The sequence below is a fragment of the Flavobacterium fluviatile genome (genome assembly GCF_010645065.1).
Classification (GTDB): Bacteria; Bacteroidota; Bacteroidia; order Flavobacteriales; family Flavobacteriaceae; genus Flavobacterium; species Flavobacterium fluviatile.
Genome location: NZ_JAADZW010000007.1, coordinates 46,097 through 64,093 on the forward strand (window position 1 = coordinate 46,097; position 17,997 = coordinate 64,093).

A 17,997-nucleotide genomic window follows, 5' to 3' on the forward strand; every position below is an offset into this window, starting at 1 on the left:
TTATATTATCTTCCTTTTTTAGCAGATGCAAATTTCATTCTGTATTCCTGGAAAGTTTTTCCTTCAGTAATATTTTTTAATTTCTTCTGAATCAGACGTTTCTTTAAAGATGAGATTTTATCTGTAAATAAAACACCTTCAATATGGTCGTATTCATGCTGAATCACCCTTGCGATCAGACCGTCAAAAACTTCTGTTTTCATTACAAAATCTTCTTCACAGTATTCAAGTGTAACTGTTGGTTTTCTGTAAACATCTTCGCGAACATCAGGGATGCTTAAACATCCTTCGTTAAAACTCCATTCCTCGCCTTCTTCATTAACAATTCTGGCATTGATAAACGTTTTCTTGAAACCTTTTAAATCTTTCTGCTCCTTAGAAGGCAAATCTTCATCATCACTGAAAGGTGTTGTATCAATTACAAACAAACGAATTGCAAAACCTACCTGGGGTGCGGCTAAACCTACACCATAAGCGTTATACATGGTTTCGTACATGTTTGCTATTGTTTCTTTTAAGTTTGGATAATCCGGTGGAATCACCTCACCAACTTTTCTTAAAACAGGATCCCCATATCCTACAATTGGTAAAATCATCTATGTCGTATTATTTATTTTTATTGACTGAAAAATTACTCTATTCTTCACATTTAGCAGTCAAAAATAGTAAAAAATAGTCAATGACCATTTGAAAATAATATATTAAATCTCATTTTGGCTGTTCCTTAAAATCTCAGTTATAATTATACCAAATTATCTTACCTTTGTTTTAAACCAATTTCTATGCTAGAACGTATTGCAAAATTCACCAACAGCACGTCTTTTTTAAACGCCACAAAAGTTACGATAGCCTCTGTTATCCCAGTATTGATTTTTAATTTTTTAGGACATTTTGAAATTGGTTTCACTATTGCATTAGGCGCTTTTTATACCTACCCAAGTGATATCCCGAGTACACTGAGCCATAAAATCAAAGGACTGATTGTAGCTTCATTTATTGTCGCCGGAGTTAATTTACTGGTCAATTTTGCTTATCCCTATCCTTTAATTTTTTATCCTTTTTTAGGTTTTTTGCTTTTTTTATGTTCTATGATTTCGGTGTATGGACAACGAGCCACTTTGGTTTCGTTTTCTGCTTTAATTTCGATTTCATTATCATTTGGACACATACATGAAGGTTGGGAAGCTTTTGCGTATTCTTCTTATATTTTTACAGGAGGAATTTTATATTTAATTGTTTCTCTCATTTTCCACTTCATACAGCCTTATAAATTCATTGAACTTGAAATTGCCCAGGGAATTAAATTAACTGCAAAGTATCTAAAACTCAGGGGCGATTTGTGGAGTCCGGAAGCAAACCGAAAAACAATTATTGAAAAACAATTAGGTATCCAGGTAGAACTAAATGAAATTCATGAAGATTTGCGAAAAGTACTTATTGGAAACCAAAGCAGTTCAGCTACGAGTCAAAACAGAAAAATGTTACTGGTTTTTATTACTTTGGTTGAAATCCAGGAACTTGCTTTATACACGTCTTTTGATCATAATAAAATCCATGAAAAATTTGACAAACATCCGGATGTTTTAAGAACCTATCAAAATGTGGCTTACAAACTGGCTTCGACCTTAAAAAAACTTTCTAAAAATGTACATCATATTGCAGCTTACGTGGATAAGAACGATTTAAAAAATGAACTTGACGCACTTGAATTTGCCATTTTTGACTACGAAAAAACATTAGGAAAAGAAGCAGCTGCCGAAGGTGTTCTGATGCTGACCAACATGCTGAAATATGCTAAAAATCAGGTTGGGAAAATCAAAATCATACAACGAGCGTTTTCTCTGGCAATGCCGTCTTACAAACTTAAGGACAAAGACAAGGAGCTCGAAAAATTCCTGACTCCACAATATTATCCTTTACGCACACTTACAGAAAACCTGAGTTTTTCATCTTCTATTTTCAGGCATTCTGTCCGGTTGACGATAACCATTTTAATTGGATTTGTAGTCGGAAAATTTCTTCCTTTTCAAAATGTGTACTGGATCTTACTGACTATTGTTGTAATCATGCGTCCGGGTTATGGCTTAACAAAAGAGCGGTCCTACAATCGTATTTTTGGAACAATTTTGGGGGGTTTACTGGCTTTTGGAATCGTATCTCTCGTGCAAAACCATGTGGCTTTGAGTATTTTTTCTATTATCTGTATGCTTTTAGGGATTTCTTTTGCACAAAGCAATTACAAAATCAGTGCTACTTTCGTAACAATGTATGTCGTTTTTATTTACGGAATTTTGGTTCCGAATGTTGTTGAGGTAATTCAGTTCCGAATACTTGATTCTCTTGTGGGCGCAATTTTAGCTTTCCTTGCCAATCAGTTTTTATGGCCGGCCTGGGAATTTATTAATACGCCAATACATATTGAAAACTCTATTCGTGCCAACAGGACTTATCTCAAAGAAATCGCTGATTTTTACAACAAAAAAGGAGAAATACCTACTTCTTACCGACTGGCGAGAAAAAATGTTTTTATTGAAATCGGCAATTTAATGACGTCTTTTCAGCGCATGATGCAGGAACCAAAATCAAAGCAAAAAACGCTCCCTCTGGTAAATAAACTGGTGGTTCTAAATCATTCATTGCTTTCAGCCTTAGCCTCATTATCAACTTATATTCAGGCGCATCAGACTACATCGGCATCAGAATCATTTAATTATATCATCAAAACCATTTTATTGAATTTAGATCATTCAATTTCAATTTTAAGAAATGAAACCATCATAACCGATACTTTTTTTGACAGAGAAGATGTGACATTGCAATTTGAAGAAATGAAACGTACAAACTTTACCCGCCTTGCAACAGATGAAGATCTGGATAAAGAAACGAGGCAGGCGAAAATGCAGGAAGCACAGATGGTCATTGAGCAATTGATCTGGATGAGTAATTTAGCCGAAAAAATATTGAAGATTACAAAGGACTTTAAAGCAACAAATCCGGATTAACTCATCCGGATTTGTTCAAATATTAATTAAGTAAATTGAAATTATTTTAACTTTAAAACTTCAGAAGTATTTTTTCTTATTTCTGCCAAAAGTTCCGGCTTGTCATTTAAAGTTTGTTTATAAGAAGGAATCATATTTTTGAGTTTCGCTTCCCATTCAGGTGTATTGATCTGATCTTTAAAACATCTTCCAATTAAATCAACCATAATTGAAACTGCTGTAGAAGCCCCCGGAGATGCTCCTAATAAAACAGCAAGTGTCCCGTCTTGTGTGTTGATTACTTCAGTTCCAAACTCTAAAACACCACCTCCATTTTCTCCTTTTTTAATTACCTGAACACGCTGGCCCGCTTTTTCCAAAACCCAGTCTTTAGATCTTGCTGTTGGTAAATATTCGCGTAAAGCTTTTATTCTGTCCTTTGGAGACTGGCGAACCTGTTCAATTAAGTATTTTGTTAGCGGGATATTGTTATATCCTGCAGATAACATCGGGATTAGGTTGTTTGCTTTTATCGATAATGGCAAATCCAGATAAGATCCATTTTTCAGAAAACGAGTTGAGAAACCCGCAAAAGGACCAAAAAGCAATGCTTTTTCGCCATCAATTACACGGGTATCAATATGTGGAACAGACATTGGAGGCGCTCCAACACTTGCTTTTCCGTAAACTTTAGCCTGATGTTTTGCAATCACCTCCGGATTTGTACATTTCAACCATTGTCCACTAACCGGGAAACCTCCATAACCGTGGCCTTCAGGAACATTTGCTTTCTCTAATAATGGTAATGAGCCTCCTCCGGCACCAATAAATACAAATTTTGTATAGGCTTTCCTTTTTTGACCAGTTCCAAGATCTGTTATTTTAATCCTCCATGATTTGTCATCACGTTGCCTCAATTTTTTAACCTCATGATTAAAATACAAGGAAACACCCTCTAATTTTTCCAGATAATTAAACATGCTTCTTGTCAGCGCACCAAAATTCACATCTGTACCAATTGCCATTGTTGTAGCTGCCAGTTTTTCGCCAGGCTCTCTGCCTTCCATCACAAGAGGCATCCATTGTTTCAACTGCTCAAAGTCAGTACTGAAAAGCATATCTGCAAATAGTGGATTTTTTTGTAAAGCCTCAAAACGGGTTTTAAGGTATTTTACATTTTTTTCACCCCATACAAAGCTCATGTGAGGCACACTTTTGATAAAATTTTCAGGTGAAGGTACTTTGTTTTGCTGAACTAAATAAGACCAAAATTGTCGTGAAACCTCAAAAGCTTCAGCTATACTGATCGCTTTTTTAGGATCTACAGAACCGTCGGCTTTTTCAGGTGTATAATTTAATTCGCAAAAAGCAGAATGTCCGGTTCCTGCATTATTCCATGCATCAGAACTTTCAGCTGCTGCAACATCTAATCTTTCGTAAATTTCAATCTTTATATCAGGCTGTAATTCTTTTAAAATCACCCCAAGAGTAGCACTCATAATTCCAGCTCCAATAAGCACTACTTCACTATTGGAACGTATTGTATTGTCAGGCATAACAGTATTTATTTTAAAATGCAAAGGTACTTTTTATAATCCCAAAAAAAAACTAATTTTAGAAAGATAATAGTTAGATAATTACATTTTTTTCTAAATAAAGTGAAATTTATTAGCCTAAAACTTAAAAACGATTAGAAGAAAGATAGTCCTGAAGCATAATCGTTGCGGAAATTTCATCAATCAGCTCCTTGTTCTGACGCTGCTTTTTGCTCAGTCCGCTGTCGATCATGGTTTGAAAAGCCATTTTTGAAGTAAAGCGCTCATCTACACGAATCACTTTCATATCCGGAAAAATATTTGAAAAATGTGTTACAAAACCTTTTATGATGGATGCACTTTCAGATGGCTGCCCATTCATTTGTTTTGGTTCGCCAATTAAAACTATTTCCACTTTTTCTTTGGCAAAATAATCTTTGAGGAAATCAATTAAAGTATGAGTAGGGATAGTAGTTAACCCTGAAGCTATGATCTGCATTTCATCAGTAACGGCAATTCCCGTGCGTTTTTGACCGTAGTCTATGGAGAGAATTCTTGGCATTTTTGGAGTTTTAGAAAAGGTAGAAAGAAAATATCATTAACTATAGTGAGTTTTTGTATTTTATGAAACCAAATACATAAATTGAATTTTCATCTTCATTAATATAATAAACGGAAACATATCCCTTAAAAACATAATCCCTTATATTTTCTTCATTATAATATTTGGATTTCTTAAAGTGAAAAGGATATTTTAAATCCTTTCGAATATTTCTTAATAAATCATTTTTGAATTTTCTGGCTGCTGCGGGCTTATCTTTCGAAATGTAATAAACCTGACTATTTAATTCAAACAAAAACTCTTTCTGAAACTTAATTTCCATACTTAGAAATTGTTTCTTCAAGTATAGCATCAACTTCCTCTAAAGTATAAAATTTGGCCGTACCGTTTTTAATTTTAGCCAATGCTGCATCGAGCTTTTGTTTATTTTCCTCAAAGTTAGGATCTTCCTGAACAATTTTCAATTCATCAGAAGAAAATGAACTCAATAATTCTAAGATTTTCTCTTTAATTTCTGATTTAAATTCTAATCTAATCGCTTCCATAATACTATCATTTACAATACAAATATAAAACTTTTCAGTCTGTATTTTCCGAATTCAACTTCCCTATTCTCAATAACAATGGAAATATAACTTTCATATCATTCTTTTGCCACGAAATCTTCAAATCGTCGTAAATTAAATCTATGGGATTTTGATTGTTTTTAGAAATATAATGCTGTACCGATGACCATGTTTGAAGATATCCGACAAGCTCCTCAAATGTCCAGATGAATTGATTTTGAAATTTCTCTGCTGGAATTTCTTCAAAAGGAAACGGAATTGTTGCATAGTTTTCATCCAGATACTTTCGCTCAGAATCCCAGTAAGTCCCGACGATATCATAATAAAAATGTTTCAGGATTTTATCTGAGTCGGGGTTTGTAGAAAATAATCCGTAACCCAGTACTGCAAAAATCCCCTCAGGTTTTAATATTCTGTAGATTTCTTTATAAAACAAATCAAAATCAAACCAGTGAACAGCCTGAGCTACAACAATCAAATCAAAGAGGCTATTTTCGAAAAAAGTTTTCTCTGCGGATTCATTGTGATAAATTATATTTTCTGCCTGGATCGCATTGTCCAGCTGCTTTTGACTTATGTCTGTTGCAAATACTTTTTTAAAATAGGCAGAAAGTTTATGTGCAACCTGACCGTTTCCGGTTCCAACATCAAGTGCTGTAAATTTGTTAACGACAAATGAAATTATATATTCAATCATCTCGTCAGGATATTGCGGACGAAATTTAGAATAATCCGTTGCCTGTTTTGAAAAATTGTCTTTCATGGGTTTTGTCATCTAAAAACTATTATTAAAGTTACAAATTTTTGATTTTAACCTTCAATGATTTAAAATATAAAAACAAAAAGTTAAACTTGTAACATTTTCAAACTTATTTGCCTTTTTGATTCTATCCAAATAAACTATCTTTGCCAAAAATTTAAACGTATGAATTCTTTACAGACTATAATTGAACAAGCCTGGGAAAACAGGGCTTTGTTGCAAGAAGAAACAACTACTACTGCTATTAGAGAAGTTATCGAATTATTAGATTCAGGAAAACTTCGTGTTGCCGAACCAAAGGGTGACGGATGGCAGGTTAACGAATGGGTAAAAAAAGCAGTAGTGATGTATTTCCCTATTCAAAAAATGGAGACCTGGGAAGCAGGAGTTTTTGAGTACCATGATAAAATGGAGCTAAAAAAAGACTATGCAGCCAAAGGAGTCCGTGTAGTTCCTGGAGCTTCTGCCCGTTATGGTTCATTTATTTCAAGCGGTGTAATTATGATGCCTAGCTACGTAAATATCGGGGCTTATGTCGATGCCGGGACTATGGTAGATACCTGGGCTACTGTGGGCAGCTGTGCTCAGATTGGTAAAGACGTTCACTTAAGCGGTGGTGTTGGTATTGGAGGGGTTCTTGAGCCATTACAGGCTGCTCCGGTCATCATTGAAGACGGTGCTTTTATCGGCTCTCGTTGTATTGTTGTAGAAGGAGTTCACGTAGGTAAAGAAGCTGTTTTAGGAGCCAATGTGTGTTTGACTGCTTCAACAAAAATCATTGACATTACAGGCGAAGAGCCTGTTGAAATGAAAGGTTTTGTGCCGGCACGCTCTGTTGTGATTCCTGGAAGTTATACAAAAAAATTCGCTGCTGGTGAATATCAGGTTCCATGCGCTTTAATCATTGGTACACGAAAGCCATCTACAGATTTGAAAACTTCATTAAATAATGCGTTGCGCGAATATGACGTAGCAGTGTAATTTAAATTTCAATATTTATAATTCCAAATTCCAATATATCGATTGGAATTTGGAATTTTTTATTTTAAAACTAATCTTAAATTGATTTTTTTTTCTTCAATTTGTACTCTCTTAAATGACTCAATTTTTAAATGAAGATACTTGTAATTCAACAAAAAATGATTGGCGATGTGTTAGCCAGTTCAGCTATTTGTAATACTTTAAAAAATGAGTATCCAAACGCACAGATTGATTATTTGATTTATCCATTTACCAGCCCGGTTGTTGAAAACAATCCGAATATTGACAATCTTGTATTTTTTAAGGATGAAATAAAAAAAAACAAGATTAAACTTGTAAAATTTTGTCTTGAAATAAGAAAATCAAAATATGATATTATTATTGATGCTTACGGAAAACTTGAAAGTAATATGATAGTTGCTTTTTCAGGAGCGAAAACTAAAATCGGTTTTTATAAATCTTACACTAACTTAATTTATACTTATACAGTAAGAGAACTTTCTGTACCCAAAACAACTGCAGGACTGGCTCTTGAAAACAGAATGCTTTTACTACAGTCGTTTGACCTGAAAAAACCGTTAAAAGTTAAGCCGGAAATCTTTTTAAAAGACTATGAAATTAAAAACGGAAAGCAAATTCTTTTTCAAAACCATATTGATTTTTCTAAGAAAATATACATGATCGGGATTTTGGGAAGCGGAAAGACGAAAACCTATCCAGGCAATTACATGGCCGAACTTTTGGATAAAATTGTTGCAGATACAAATGCTTCATTACTATTCAATTATATTCCGTCACAATTAAAAGAAGCACATGAAATTTTTAATTTATGCCAGCCTGAGACTCAAAAAAATATCAAAATTGATATTGTTCCCAGATCCATCAGGGAGTTTTTATCCATTACTTATCATTGTGATGCCTTACTTGGTAATGAAGGCGGAGCCGTTAATATGGCTAAAGCATTAAACAAACCAACATTTACCATTTTTTCTACCTGGATAAAAAAAGAAGCCTGGAATAGTTTTGATGACGGGATAAAAAATGTTTCAGTACACTTAAAAGATTTTAAGCCTGACTTATACGGTTCAAAAACAGCAAAAGAAATGAAAGGACAGGCTATGGATTTATATCAGTCCTTCACTCCTGATTTAATAATTCCGAGATTAGAAGAATATCTAAAATCTAATTAGAATCTATTCCAATTATTGTTTTAACGACCTTATTTTTTTTTGTATTTTCTCTGATTGCGAAATTTTTCTTCCAGGTTGCCTCATTTACATATCCCCTTGCGTGATCTAAATGTACAACTATCGCACTATAGCGAATTTGTTTTGACTTCAGGCCTTTATTAAAAAGCCTTTCTCCCAGTTCCCGATCTTGCCCTCCGTACTGCATTTCCTGATTAAAACCGTTGATAAAAACCAAATCTTCTTTCCAGCCCGATGCATTATGACCGTTCCAGGTAGCTTTTGTGGGGGTTATAAAATTTAGAAATTTTGACAGAAAACCAGACGCAGTGAGCTTTGCATTTTTAAATGATTTTTTTAAACCATTCTTTACCAGCCATTTTGCATTAAAACAATTTTGTTCTAAAATATCATTTTTGGTAATAGCTTTTGAAATATCCATCGGAAGCATGAAATACCCTCCCGAAAGAAAATATCCTTTTTCTCTGTAATTCAGATGAGTTGCTACAAAATCTTTTCTCGGAATGCAGTCTCCATCTGTAAAAATGAGATAATCCGAACTGGAAGCTATTATTGCCTTATTGAGAATCTGAGATTTCTGAAATCCATTATCTTCCTGCCAAACGTGTATTAATGGCATAGAAATCTGCGTTCTTAGAGAATCCAGTAATTCTTTAGTTTTTGGCTCTGAACCGTCATCAGCTATAATAATTTCGAAATTAGTTTCGGTTTGAACACTTAATCCCCAAATGACTTTTTCGAGCCACTCTTCAGCATTATAAGTGCTCATTATTACAGATGCTTTCATTTTTTTATTAGTATCAGTCCTTATTTTTTCCAAAACTTTAATATTTTTTTTATTTTTCGCTTTCGTTGTAATTTTTTATGAAAAATATTTTTAAAGTTCATCATAGTATCGTAAACTAATTGATAATCAATCCCGCTAAACTTTGAATATTCGTCGCTCATAACAGCAATCATCTCCGACTTATATGTGAGTCTTTTCAAATTATTCATTCGCTGAGTAAAATTCATCGAATCATGAAACTTCATTCGATTCAAATCAACCAGAAAAAATTCATATTTAGTTTCAGAAACCTTTTTAATTAAAGTATTACCCGGTGAATGATCCAAAAACTCAATTCCTTTTTCATGCAAATCAATCGAGAAACGCGTAAATTGCCTTAAAATATTTTCATGATCTGGATAATCCGGATTTGTAACCAACTCTCTAAATGTAAGATCAGGATGAAGCTGAGAACTTATATAAAAACTTTTTCCTAATCCAAAAATGCTGCGATATTCCGAGTACGCAATGGGATTTGGCGTTCCTACTTTATTTTCCTGAAGCCTTACAGCGTATTCAAATGAGCGTTGTGCCTTTGACTTTCTAAAAAAGCGGTAAACTACCTTATTTATCAACGATGGAGTCTTAAATGATTTTACATTGATTGAATCACAAAAAACTTTAATAATATTACGTTTTCCATCTCCAAACAATGTTCCGGAGGAATCAAAATTCTCAATTATTTCGAAAATCTCATTTTTCTGAGAAACATAGTTTGGATGAATGATTAGCTTCATTAATTCTTTTCTAAATTTTAATTGTATCGACAAAAATAATCAATGCTTTTCATACTTTTACAATAAATTATCAAAATGAAGAAAACCGTTTTTTTAGAGACACATAATATTAAAAATCCAACTACAGGTTTTGGTGTTTTTAATTATGGATTAATTAAAGGCTTGAGTGCTCTTAAAACCGACAATATTGAACTGACTATTAGTGCAAAGAATCCCAGTGTCTTAAAAAAAGAATTCTCTGATAAATTCAAATACAAGAGAATTTTCGGCTTTAGCAGATATAAGGCTTTCAGAGTTTTTAAAAAATATGATTTATGGCATTCTGTAAACCAAAACACAAAAATTGAACCTCGAAAATCAACTAAATATCTATTGACTATTCATGATGTGAACTTTGCGGAAAATCCTCAAAATATTGGAAACAAACAATATACACTTTTTCTTAAGAAGCTAAAAAAAGCAGATGCAATCACTTATATTTCAGAATATGCAAAAAAACAGGCTCATCTTTATTTTACTATTCCAAATGTGCCCGAATTTGTAATTTATAATGGAAATCCAATAACAAAAATTGAAAATACCAGCGATTATAAGCCTGAAGTACCTGTTAACAGACCTTTTCTATACTCGATAGGAGATTTTCTAGAGAAAAAAAATTTCAACTCAATTGTGGCAATGATGGAGTTTATTCCGGATTATAATTTGATAATATCCGGAAATCATAATAAAGAGTATGGCAAAAAAGTAAAACAAACCATCATTGATTTAAACCTCACTGATCGTGTCTTCCTTACGGGAAAAATAAGCGAGACAGGAAAACAATTCTATATGAAAAACTGCAAAGCTTTTGTCTTTCCTTCCATAGGTGAAGGCTTTGGTCTTCCTCCAATTGAAGCCATGAAATTTGGAAATGCTATATTTCTGGCAAACAGGACTTCTTTGAAAGAAGTTGGCGGTGAAAATTGCTTTTATTGGGAAGAATTTCAACCAGAATACATGGCATCTGTTTTTTATGAAGGAATTAAAAAATATGAATCTAATAAAAATTTTTATCAGGAAAGATATAAAGAAAGAGCAAACAGTTTTAGTTGGGAAAATGCTACCATAGAATACATGAAGGTATATAAAACATTATTATTGATTTAAGTTACCAATTCATTAATTTATCTATATTTTTGCAAAAAAACTGATATTTCTGATAATGAAAATATTGAATATAACTACAATTCGGGAATGGCGCGGAGGCGATAATCAAATGTATACAATCTTTAAGCTTCTTCAGGAAAAAAAAGATTTAAAACAATTCATTCTTTGTCCGGAAAATTCTGTTTTAGCAGAAAAATGTAAAACTGAGGGTATTGCTTGTTATACGTATGACAGGACGATGTTCAAACTTGTTCATGCAACACAAAAAATTATCCAAATCTGCAAGACAGATAAAATTGACATTATCCACGTTCACGATTCTTCAGCATTAAATGCAGCTCTTTTATCTCTTTTATTTCTTCCAAAATCAATACAGATTCTTTTAAGCAGAAAAAGAAATAACCCTATAAAAGAAAAATTCTTAAACAAGTTCAAATATTCCCATCCCAGAATTATAAAAATTATTTCAGTCTCAAAAGCCGTTGAAGCAATTTTTAATAATATTATTGCCGATAAGCAAAAATTGGTAACCATTTACGATGCAATTGACGTAAATAATTTTACTGGCAAAAACAACAAAAACTTGCTTCACAAAGAGTATAATCTTAATGCAAATACTAAAATAATTGGAAACATTGCTGGTCTGACAGAACAAAAAGATATTTTTACTTTCATTGATACTGCAAAAAAAATCATCGAAAATAAGCCAGACGATTTATCTGCCGCATTTTTTGTTATTGGTGATGGTAATCTAAAATCAGAACTTTTAGAATATATCAAACTACAAAAACTTGAGAATTTTATATTTTTCACCGGCTTCCGAAATGATGTAGCTGAATTATTGCCAGAATTTGATGTTTTACTTATGACATCGGTTTCTGAAGGATTACCTCTCACAATTTATGAAGCATTTGCATCAAAAATTCCGGTTGTAACAACAAATGCAGGTGGTATTGCAGAGGTGGTGATTGAGGGAAAAACTGGTTTTATTACCAATTTAAGAGATTCAGTATCGCTATCAGAAAAAGTTCTTTATATATTGAAAAATAAAGAAATTGCAGAAAAAATAACACTTAATGCATTTGAGATTGTGAAAAAAAACCATGACCTTGAGGTGATGAAAGAGAATTACTATAAATTTTACAAAACTCTTGCAAAATGAAAATTTGCTTAATAAGCTTTGATTACTGGGGTTTCGACTATTACATTATCGAAGAGCTAAAGAAAAAAGGGATTGAAGCAAGTCATATCAATTTAAATGATTTCAAATACACATATTCAAATGTTTTTATAAGGATTGCAAACGGCTTTTCTAAAGTTTTTTTAAATAAGAATATTAAAAGAGTAAAAAAACAAAATTTTGTATTAAATCATCTTGAAAAGTTAGGGCATCAGGATATAATTCTAACGATTAGACCTGATCTTTTAGACAGAAAAACGCACAAAATAATCAAAACAAAAACAAATCGATACATCGCATATTTATATGATAGCATCAAAAGATTTCCGGTAAAGCATTTATCAAAAGGAATCTTTGACGACATATTCTCCTTTGACAGGGAAGAATGCAATTATTATAATTTCAAGAGAATTACCAATTATATTTATTTGCCTAAAAAAGAAATTGACGAAACTAAAACTTATAAAAATTCAGTCTTTATAGTAATGTCGAAAGATGAAAGATTAAAAACACTTAATTCTATTTCGCAAAAATTTGATGAGCTAAACATTGATTATAAGTTTATTGTCAAATCGAATAAGAATGTAGAGTGGTTAAATTCAAAAATCGAAATAACAAGAGAAGATATTGGTTTTGAAGATATCAAAAAACTAATCGAAGATTCAAAGATAATGATGGATATTTCACGGTCTGCCAATACGGGGCTTAGTTTTCGTTTTTTTGAATCTTTAGCATATCAAAAAAAGATTATTACAACAAATCAATCTGTCAAAAAGTATGCATTCTATGATCCAAATAATATTTTGGTAATTAATCCAAAAAATCCTGAAATCCCGAAATCATTTTTTGAAACTGAATATAAACCTTTGAGTGATGAAATATATAATAAATACACTATTAACAATTGGGTTAAAACAGTTTTTGGAATATAATAAAAATTGACACTGTCCCAAATAAGTGTGTACGTTGAAAAGTTGAGGCTTCAGTTTTTATATTGGAGCCTTTATTAGATAGAATTAATAACTTTAAAGCTTTAGAGTTTTTAATCTCAAAAATCGTTAATTTTTTCGTAATTAAATATATTCATACAAAACACATCAATCAATTGAATAAACCCATAATTTTTGATTCAATATTAAATACAGAAAATGGTTCAATAACTTTTTCAGAGTCATCGCTTATTTGTTTCCAAAGTTCTTCATTTTCATAAAGTGAGATAATGCTATTAACAATTTCTTGCTTATTATTTCCAACTAATAATTTTTCATTTTTACCAAAATCAAATCCTTCAGCTCCAATATGGGTAGTAACCAACGGCAATCCATATTCTAAACTTTGTCCTATTTTACCTTTTATCCCTGCTCCATAACGCAATGGTGCTACAAAAACCTTTGAATTTAAAAAATATGGTGCAACATCTTCAACATATCCCAATATTCTAAATTTTTCTGAATTTAATTGTTCGATTACCAGTGGTACATTACTGCCAATAATATTTATTGAGATATCTGGTTTGGTTTTCCATAGTAAGGGCATAATTTCTCCAAATAAATACTGTACAGCATCAATATTGGGTTTATGATCAAAACCTCCAATAAATAACAAATCCTTACGATCTTTAAAATTTTTAAATTCAATATTTTTACTATATTCATGAATGTTCCCTATGGCTATTGTTTTATCATCATTATCATAATATTTTTTTAGGTTTTGCTTTTCCATTTCTGAGATTACAATAATTTTATCTGCTTTTTGGCAATTATTAATTTCTAAGTCCAGAAACTTTTGAGCCTTTTTCATAATTTTAGCATTCCCGTAGAGCTCAGATTCTCTTTTGAATCTTAAATAATGAAAATCGACCATATCAAAAAACACCTTTATTGAAGGGTTATATTTTTTAATAATTGGATAATATTTTTCAAAAATATCCGGTCGATGTAACCATGCAAAAGTTACTTTAGGGAGAATTAATTTTAAAAAATCATTTTTTTTAATCAGATTACCATAATTATCTAATGATGGTTCATAAACTACAACACCCATTTCTTTAAAAAATGAAACATACTCCAATTTATAACGATATTCTTTATAATCAGAAAGTAAATAAACGCCAATTTGATTATCTGTCAGCAATTTAATAATTTCAGTTAATCTTCTTGAACCAGAATCTTTATCATACTCAGGTATTTTTGTATCTACAATTAAAACATAGTTTTTATCTTGCAAATCGCTAATAAAATTGATTTGCTTTTTTTCTTTTTTAAGCTTTTGAGCCAATAGTTTTAACCTAAAATATAACTTAACTGATTTATACATTTTATCTGATTTAATAATAACCAAAATTGAAATTAAGATCAAAGTAACTATTTTCTAAAACAAGAAACTATATAATTTTCTTTTTTTACAAAAAACACTGAGAGCGGCACCGACTTTGGCTATTTCAAAAACTGCAAATACTCACATTATTAAATTTATCAGAATTTAGAATTGAGCACAATGATTTTCGATACGTAGTCTTCCATATATTCTCAATTCAATAGTATTATTAAATTATCCATACAATTACAAGTTCATAATCCCATAAGATTTCAATAAATATTTTTCGTTTCTTTGCCAATATAAACTTGTTACCTGTATTCTTAATTAAAATGGAAAATCTCAACGAAGAAATAACCAAAGCTTACGAAATAATCAAAGAAGGCGGTATCATCCTGTACCCAACTGATACTGTTTGGGGAATTGGCTGTGATGCTACAAATCCTGAAGCTGTAGCTAAAATATATAAACTTAAACAGCGGGCAGAGACACAAAGCATGATTGTCTTAATGAATGGCGAAAAAATGATGTATAATGTTTTTAAAAACATTCCTGAAGTAGCCTGGCAAATTCTTGATTTATCTGAAAAACCGACAACTTTAATTTTAGATGAACCAAGAAATGTAGCTCCAAATATTATTGCTGCGGATAATTCACTTGGAATTCGGCTGGTAAAAGAACCTTTTTGCTTTAAATTGTTAGAAAGAATGAAAAAGCCGCTGGTTTCTACTTCAGCTAATATTTCCGGACAGCCAACACCAATTGCTTTTAAAGATATCAATCCCGAAATTATCAAAGGAGTTGATTATGTTGTGAATTTATATCATGATAAAGTGGCAGGAAAACCTTCAACAATCATTAAATTAACTAATGATTCTCAGGTAAAAGTAATCCGCAAATAATTAACAGTTATATGGTTTTAAGGCTCTCTATTAACAAGTCAATATCTTCTTTTGTATTGTAATGACTGAAAGAAATTCGGAGATTTGGTAATTTTAAATCGGTCTCCGAAAATATTTCTTTTAAAACATGTGAAGGCTTTATGCTTCCTGACTGACAGGCGCTTCCTCTGGAAACTGCAATTCCTCTCATATCCAGATTAAACAACAGCATTGAAGTTTTATCCTGGGAAAAAGGCAAAATTACATTGATAATATTATAAAAATCTTCCCTATTCCCTACGATTCTAAAATTCGGAAAATGAATTTCAAACTGATTTATCAGATATATTTTTAAACCAGAAATATATTCCCTCTCTGCTTCTAAATTTTCATACGAGACACTCAAAGCTTTTGCCATACCTGAAATCTGATGAGCAGCTTCTGTTCCGGCTCGCAATCCTTTTTCCTGTTCCCCTCCAAAAAGTAAAGGCTGCAACCCTGAGTTTTTTCGAACAAAGGCAAAACCAACCCCTTTTGGCCCATGAAATTTATGCGCACTGGCCACGATAAAATCTACATTATTTTTTTGTAAATCAATTTCTGTTTTGCCAACAGACTGAACGGTATCAGAATGAAAAAGCGCATTATACTGCTTACAGATTACACTGACCCTTTCAATATCAAGAATAGTCCCTGTTTCATTATTTACATGCATCAAACTTACAATTGTCTTTTTTTCTTCAGATAATAAATGAGACAAATGTGTTAAATCGACACTGCCATCAGGATTTATGTTAACATAATCAACTTCAATATGATAATCGGACTGCAAGGCCAAAACTGTATATAAAACAGCATGATGCTCAATTTTGGATGTAATAATACGCTGTACTTTCAAATCCTCTACAGCTGAACGAAGTATCCAGTTATTTCCTTCGGTACCTCCTGAAGTAAAAATTATTTCCTGAGCTGAACAATTGAGATATTTAGCAATATTTTTTCTGGAAAGTTCAATAATTGTTTTCGCATTTCTTCCAAAACTGTGTGTAGAAGACGGATTGCCAAAATCATCCATCATAATTTTTGTCATCTCCTGAATAACCTCTGGTCGTATGGCAGTAGTTGAAGCGTTATCTAGATATACTTTTTTCATTATGGCAAAGTTAGGAAATATCAATTGTCAATTCTTAAATATCATTTGTGAAATTTTTCACTATTTTTGGTGCAAATATAAAATACGATGAAAAAATTTGCATACCTGCTTTTATTGGGCCTTTTGTTAAACGGATGCGATGATGGCGATTTAACTGTTGAAACTTTTGATTTTACTGACCCAAGTATAAAAGTGCAAACCTGTACAGATACTTACGAGTTACTTTACAAACTAAAAAATCAAGAAAGTTTATTATTGCAAATACCTGAGGATAAACTTGGAAATGTAGCAGGTGAACAAACTTTTAACATTGACAACAACAGTTACAAATTAGTCTACAGAACGTATGATGGAACTGTTGCAACAGCTAATATCTGTAATGCCATTAGACCTTCATTGCCAAATATAACTGATGAGTGGTATGCTGAAGGCGGTACAATCGTAATTGTAACCAAAGCAAAATATGGTGAACCAAACACTACCGAAAATAGTACACGAATAGTCGGATATACTCATAGTATTTCTTTTAAAAACCTTACCTATTCCAAACCTGCCGGAACACAAGTTGGGCCTGATTTTGTTTTTGGGGATATTGATACAACTGTTGATGATTTAAATTTAACATTTGATGAAAGCGCTGACTTATGTACTTCTGCTACAAATGATAAGGTCGTATTCAATATTAATGATGAAGCGTCTTTAACAATAAACAATATTGACCCAACTCTTATTGCCAATGAGGTAACGCCTTCAGGCACTCCAAGAACAGGTTTAATTAGTGCAACACAAAATAAAGTATTTTATACTATTTATAATGGATTAATTACTGCAGATTATTTTTGCAAAATACCAATACCATCAACACCCACCATTTCTCAAACCTGGACGGGACTCGAAGGCGTAAGTGGGCAAAGCGGCATCATTGAAGTAACTACCACAAGCTTAGGACCAACAGTTTTTAAACATGTTATAGTACTTAAAGATGTAATATTAGATAATGGAAATGTAAACTTTAAATTAGGAAAAAACTTCCTGTTGGGAGAGTTAGTCACACAATCTAATTAATTTAAAATTGCACTTTTAAAACTTTTTTTTCTTACAAATTTAACATCCTTTTTTTAATCTTACTATTAAAAGTATTATTTAAAAAAGGATGTTTTTTTTT

Annotated in this window: 18 protein-coding genes; 8 read left to right on the forward strand and 10 right to left on the reverse strand. The window is 32.0% G+C overall.

What is annotated here, in order from left to right:
- Positions 1-5: 5 nt before the first annotated feature.
- Positions 6-596 (reverse strand): peptide deformylase, encoded by a 591-nt coding sequence (gene def / locus GXM17_RS09545; protein ID WP_163399107.1) that lies wholly within the window; start codon positions 594-596, stop codon positions 6-8.
- A gap of 186 nt (positions 597-782) precedes the next feature.
- On the opposite strand from def, the gene GXM17_RS09550 reads away from it, so the two are divergent.
- Entirely contained in the window at positions 783-3,002 is a 2,220-nt protein-coding gene (locus tag GXM17_RS09550) for an FUSC family protein (RefSeq protein WP_163399108.1), read from the forward strand.
- 41 nt (positions 3,003-3,043) lie between these two features.
- Here GXM17_RS09550 and GXM17_RS09555 read toward each other — a convergent pair whose 3' ends face one another.
- The 5 genes from GXM17_RS09555 to GXM17_RS09575 all read right to left on the reverse strand — a co-directional run bounded on the left by GXM17_RS09555 (position 3,044) and on the right by GXM17_RS09575 (position 6,407).
- The gene (locus tag GXM17_RS09555) at positions 3,044-4,537 is read right to left on the reverse strand and encodes a malate:quinone oxidoreductase (protein WP_163399109.1); all 1,494 of its coding nucleotides are present in this window, start codon (positions 4,535-4,537) and stop codon (positions 3,044-3,046) included.
- Positions 4,538-4,661: 124 nt separating this feature from the next.
- Entirely contained in the window at positions 4,662-5,078 is a 417-nt protein-coding gene (gene ruvX, locus GXM17_RS09560; protein ID WP_163399110.1) for a Holliday junction resolvase RuvX, read from the reverse strand.
- Positions 5,079-5,118: 40 nt separating this feature from the next.
- Positions 5,119-5,400: a type II toxin-antitoxin system RelE/ParE family toxin gene (locus tag GXM17_RS09565; protein ID WP_163399111.1), complete on the reverse strand. Its 282-nt coding sequence runs from the start codon at positions 5,398-5,400 to the stop codon at positions 5,119-5,121.
- The gene (locus GXM17_RS09570; RefSeq protein ID WP_163399112.1) at positions 5,390-5,623 is read right to left on the reverse strand and encodes a hypothetical protein; all 234 of its coding nucleotides are present in this window, start codon (positions 5,621-5,623) and stop codon (positions 5,390-5,392) included. The genes GXM17_RS09565 and GXM17_RS09570 overlap by 11 nt, the downstream gene beginning before the upstream one ends.
- A 34-nt stretch (positions 5,624-5,657) precedes the next feature.
- Entirely contained in the window at positions 5,658-6,407 is a 750-nt protein-coding gene (locus tag GXM17_RS09575; RefSeq protein ID WP_163399113.1) for a class I SAM-dependent methyltransferase, read from the reverse strand.
- Positions 6,408-6,569: 162 nt separating this feature from the next.
- Here GXM17_RS09575 and GXM17_RS09580 point away from each other — a divergent pair, with 162 nt between their 5' ends.
- Together GXM17_RS09580 and GXM17_RS09585 are read left to right on the forward strand one after the other, a co-directional pair.
- Positions 6,570-7,385 (forward strand): 2,3,4,5-tetrahydropyridine-2,6-dicarboxylate N-succinyltransferase, encoded by an 816-nt coding sequence (locus GXM17_RS09580; RefSeq protein WP_163399114.1) that lies wholly within the window; start codon positions 6,570-6,572, stop codon positions 7,383-7,385.
- A 131-nt stretch (positions 7,386-7,516) separates the two neighbouring features.
- Positions 7,517-8,575, forward strand: coding sequence for a glycosyltransferase family 9 protein (locus GXM17_RS09585; protein WP_163399115.1), 1,059 nt, complete (start codon positions 7,517-7,519; stop codon positions 8,573-8,575).
- Here GXM17_RS09585 and GXM17_RS09590 read toward each other — a convergent pair.
- The gene (locus tag GXM17_RS09590; protein WP_163399116.1) at positions 8,568-9,380 is read right to left on the reverse strand and encodes a glycosyltransferase family 2 protein; all 813 of its coding nucleotides are present in this window, start codon (positions 9,378-9,380) and stop codon (positions 8,568-8,570) included. The genes GXM17_RS09585 and GXM17_RS09590 overlap by 8 nt on opposite strands.
- 20 nt (positions 9,381-9,400) lie before the next feature.
- Positions 9,401-10,156, reverse strand: a complete 756-nt coding sequence (locus GXM17_RS09595) for a lipopolysaccharide kinase InaA family protein (protein WP_163399117.1) — start codon at positions 10,154-10,156, stop codon at positions 9,401-9,403.
- Between the two features lie 75 nt (positions 10,157-10,231).
- Between GXM17_RS09595 and GXM17_RS09600 the strand changes: the two genes are divergently transcribed.
- From GXM17_RS09600 to GXM17_RS09610, 3 genes are read left to right on the forward strand one after another with little or no spacing between them, the layout of a single operon-like run.
- The gene (locus tag GXM17_RS09600) at positions 10,232-11,302 is read left to right on the forward strand and encodes a glycosyltransferase family 4 protein (protein ID WP_163399118.1); all 1,071 of its coding nucleotides are present in this window, start codon (positions 10,232-10,234) and stop codon (positions 11,300-11,302) included.
- A gap of 55 nt (positions 11,303-11,357) precedes the next feature.
- Positions 11,358-12,464, forward strand: coding sequence for a glycosyltransferase family 4 protein (locus GXM17_RS09605; RefSeq protein ID WP_163399119.1), 1,107 nt, complete (start codon positions 11,358-11,360; stop codon positions 12,462-12,464).
- Positions 12,461-13,414: a WaaS/CpsH family glycosyltransferase gene (locus GXM17_RS09610; protein ID WP_163399120.1), complete on the forward strand. Its 954-nt coding sequence runs from the start codon at positions 12,461-12,463 to the stop codon at positions 13,412-13,414. Before GXM17_RS09605 ends, GXM17_RS09610 begins: the two co-directional genes overlap by 4 nt.
- A 169-nt stretch (positions 13,415-13,583) precedes the next feature.
- Here the strand turns inward: GXM17_RS09610 and GXM17_RS09615 are convergent, their stop codons facing one another.
- Positions 13,584-14,798, reverse strand: a complete 1,215-nt coding sequence (locus GXM17_RS09615) for a glycosyltransferase family 4 protein (protein WP_163399121.1) — start codon at positions 14,796-14,798, stop codon at positions 13,584-13,586.
- A gap of 332 nt (positions 14,799-15,130) precedes the next feature.
- Between GXM17_RS09615 and GXM17_RS09620 the strand changes: the two genes are divergently transcribed.
- Positions 15,131-15,700, forward strand: a complete 570-nt coding sequence (locus GXM17_RS09620) for an L-threonylcarbamoyladenylate synthase (RefSeq protein ID WP_163399122.1) — start codon at positions 15,131-15,133, stop codon at positions 15,698-15,700.
- Positions 15,701-15,707: 7 nt separating this feature from the next.
- Here GXM17_RS09620 and GXM17_RS09625 read toward each other — a convergent pair whose 3' ends face one another.
- The gene (locus tag GXM17_RS09625) at positions 15,708-16,832 is read right to left on the reverse strand and encodes a cysteine desulfurase family protein (protein WP_163399123.1); all 1,125 of its coding nucleotides are present in this window, start codon (positions 16,830-16,832) and stop codon (positions 15,708-15,710) included.
- An 87-nt stretch (positions 16,833-16,919) separates the two neighbouring features.
- On the opposite strand from GXM17_RS09625, the gene GXM17_RS09630 reads away from it, so the two are divergent.
- A complete protein-coding gene (locus GXM17_RS09630) occupies positions 16,920-17,897 on the forward strand; it encodes a hypothetical protein (protein ID WP_163399124.1) in 978 nt (325 codons plus the stop codon).
- The last annotated feature ends 100 nt before the right edge of the window (positions 17,898-17,997 follow it).

Coding starts and splice junctions, on each gene's coding strand:
- GXM17_RS09630 (WP_163399124.1), top strand. CDS start 16,920: ATGAAAAAATTTGCATACCTGCTTTTATTGGGCCTTTTGTTAAACGGA.
- GXM17_RS09610 (WP_163399120.1), top strand. CDS start 12,461: ATGAAAATTTGCTTAATAAGCTTTGATTACTGGGGTTTCGACTATTAC.
- GXM17_RS09550 (WP_163399108.1), top strand. CDS start 783: ATGCTAGAACGTATTGCAAAATTCACCAACAGCACGTCTTTTTTAAAC.
- ruvX (WP_163399110.1), bottom strand. CDS start 5,078: ATGCCAAGAATTCTCTCCATAGACTACGGTCAAAAACGCACGGGAATT.
- GXM17_RS09615 (WP_163399121.1), bottom strand. CDS start 14,798: ATGTATAAATCAGTTAAGTTATATTTTAGGTTAAAACTATTGGCTCAA.
- GXM17_RS09620 (WP_163399122.1), top strand. CDS start 15,131: ATGGAAAATCTCAACGAAGAAATAACCAAAGCTTACGAAATAATCAAA.
- GXM17_RS09555 (WP_163399109.1), bottom strand. CDS start 4,537: ATGCCTGACAATACAATACGTTCCAATAGTGAAGTAGTGCTTATTGGA.
- GXM17_RS09605 (WP_163399119.1), top strand. CDS start 11,358: ATGAAAATATTGAATATAACTACAATTCGGGAATGGCGCGGAGGCGAT.
- GXM17_RS09585 (WP_163399115.1), top strand. CDS start 7,517: ATGAAGATACTTGTAATTCAACAAAAAATGATTGGCGATGTGTTAGCC.
- GXM17_RS09580 (WP_163399114.1), top strand. CDS start 6,570: ATGAATTCTTTACAGACTATAATTGAACAAGCCTGGGAAAACAGGGCT.
- GXM17_RS09600 (WP_163399118.1), top strand. CDS start 10,232: ATGAAGAAAACCGTTTTTTTAGAGACACATAATATTAAAAATCCAACT.
- GXM17_RS09575 (WP_163399113.1), bottom strand. CDS start 6,407: ATGAAAGACAATTTTTCAAAACAGGCAACGGATTATTCTAAATTTCGT.
- GXM17_RS09590 (WP_163399116.1), bottom strand. CDS start 9,380: ATGAAAGCATCTGTAATAATGAGCACTTATAATGCTGAAGAGTGGCTC.
- GXM17_RS09565 (WP_163399111.1), bottom strand. CDS start 5,400: ATGGAAATTAAGTTTCAGAAAGAGTTTTTGTTTGAATTAAATAGTCAG.
- GXM17_RS09625 (WP_163399123.1), bottom strand. CDS start 16,832: ATGAAAAAAGTATATCTAGATAACGCTTCAACTACTGCCATACGACCA.
- GXM17_RS09570 (WP_163399112.1), bottom strand. CDS start 5,623: ATGGAAGCGATTAGATTAGAATTTAAATCAGAAATTAAAGAGAAAATC.
- def (WP_163399107.1), bottom strand. CDS start 596: ATGATTTTACCAATTGTAGGATATGGGGATCCTGTTTTAAGAAAAGTT.
- GXM17_RS09595 (WP_163399117.1), bottom strand. CDS start 10,156: ATGAAGCTAATCATTCATCCAAACTATGTTTCTCAGAAAAATGAGATT.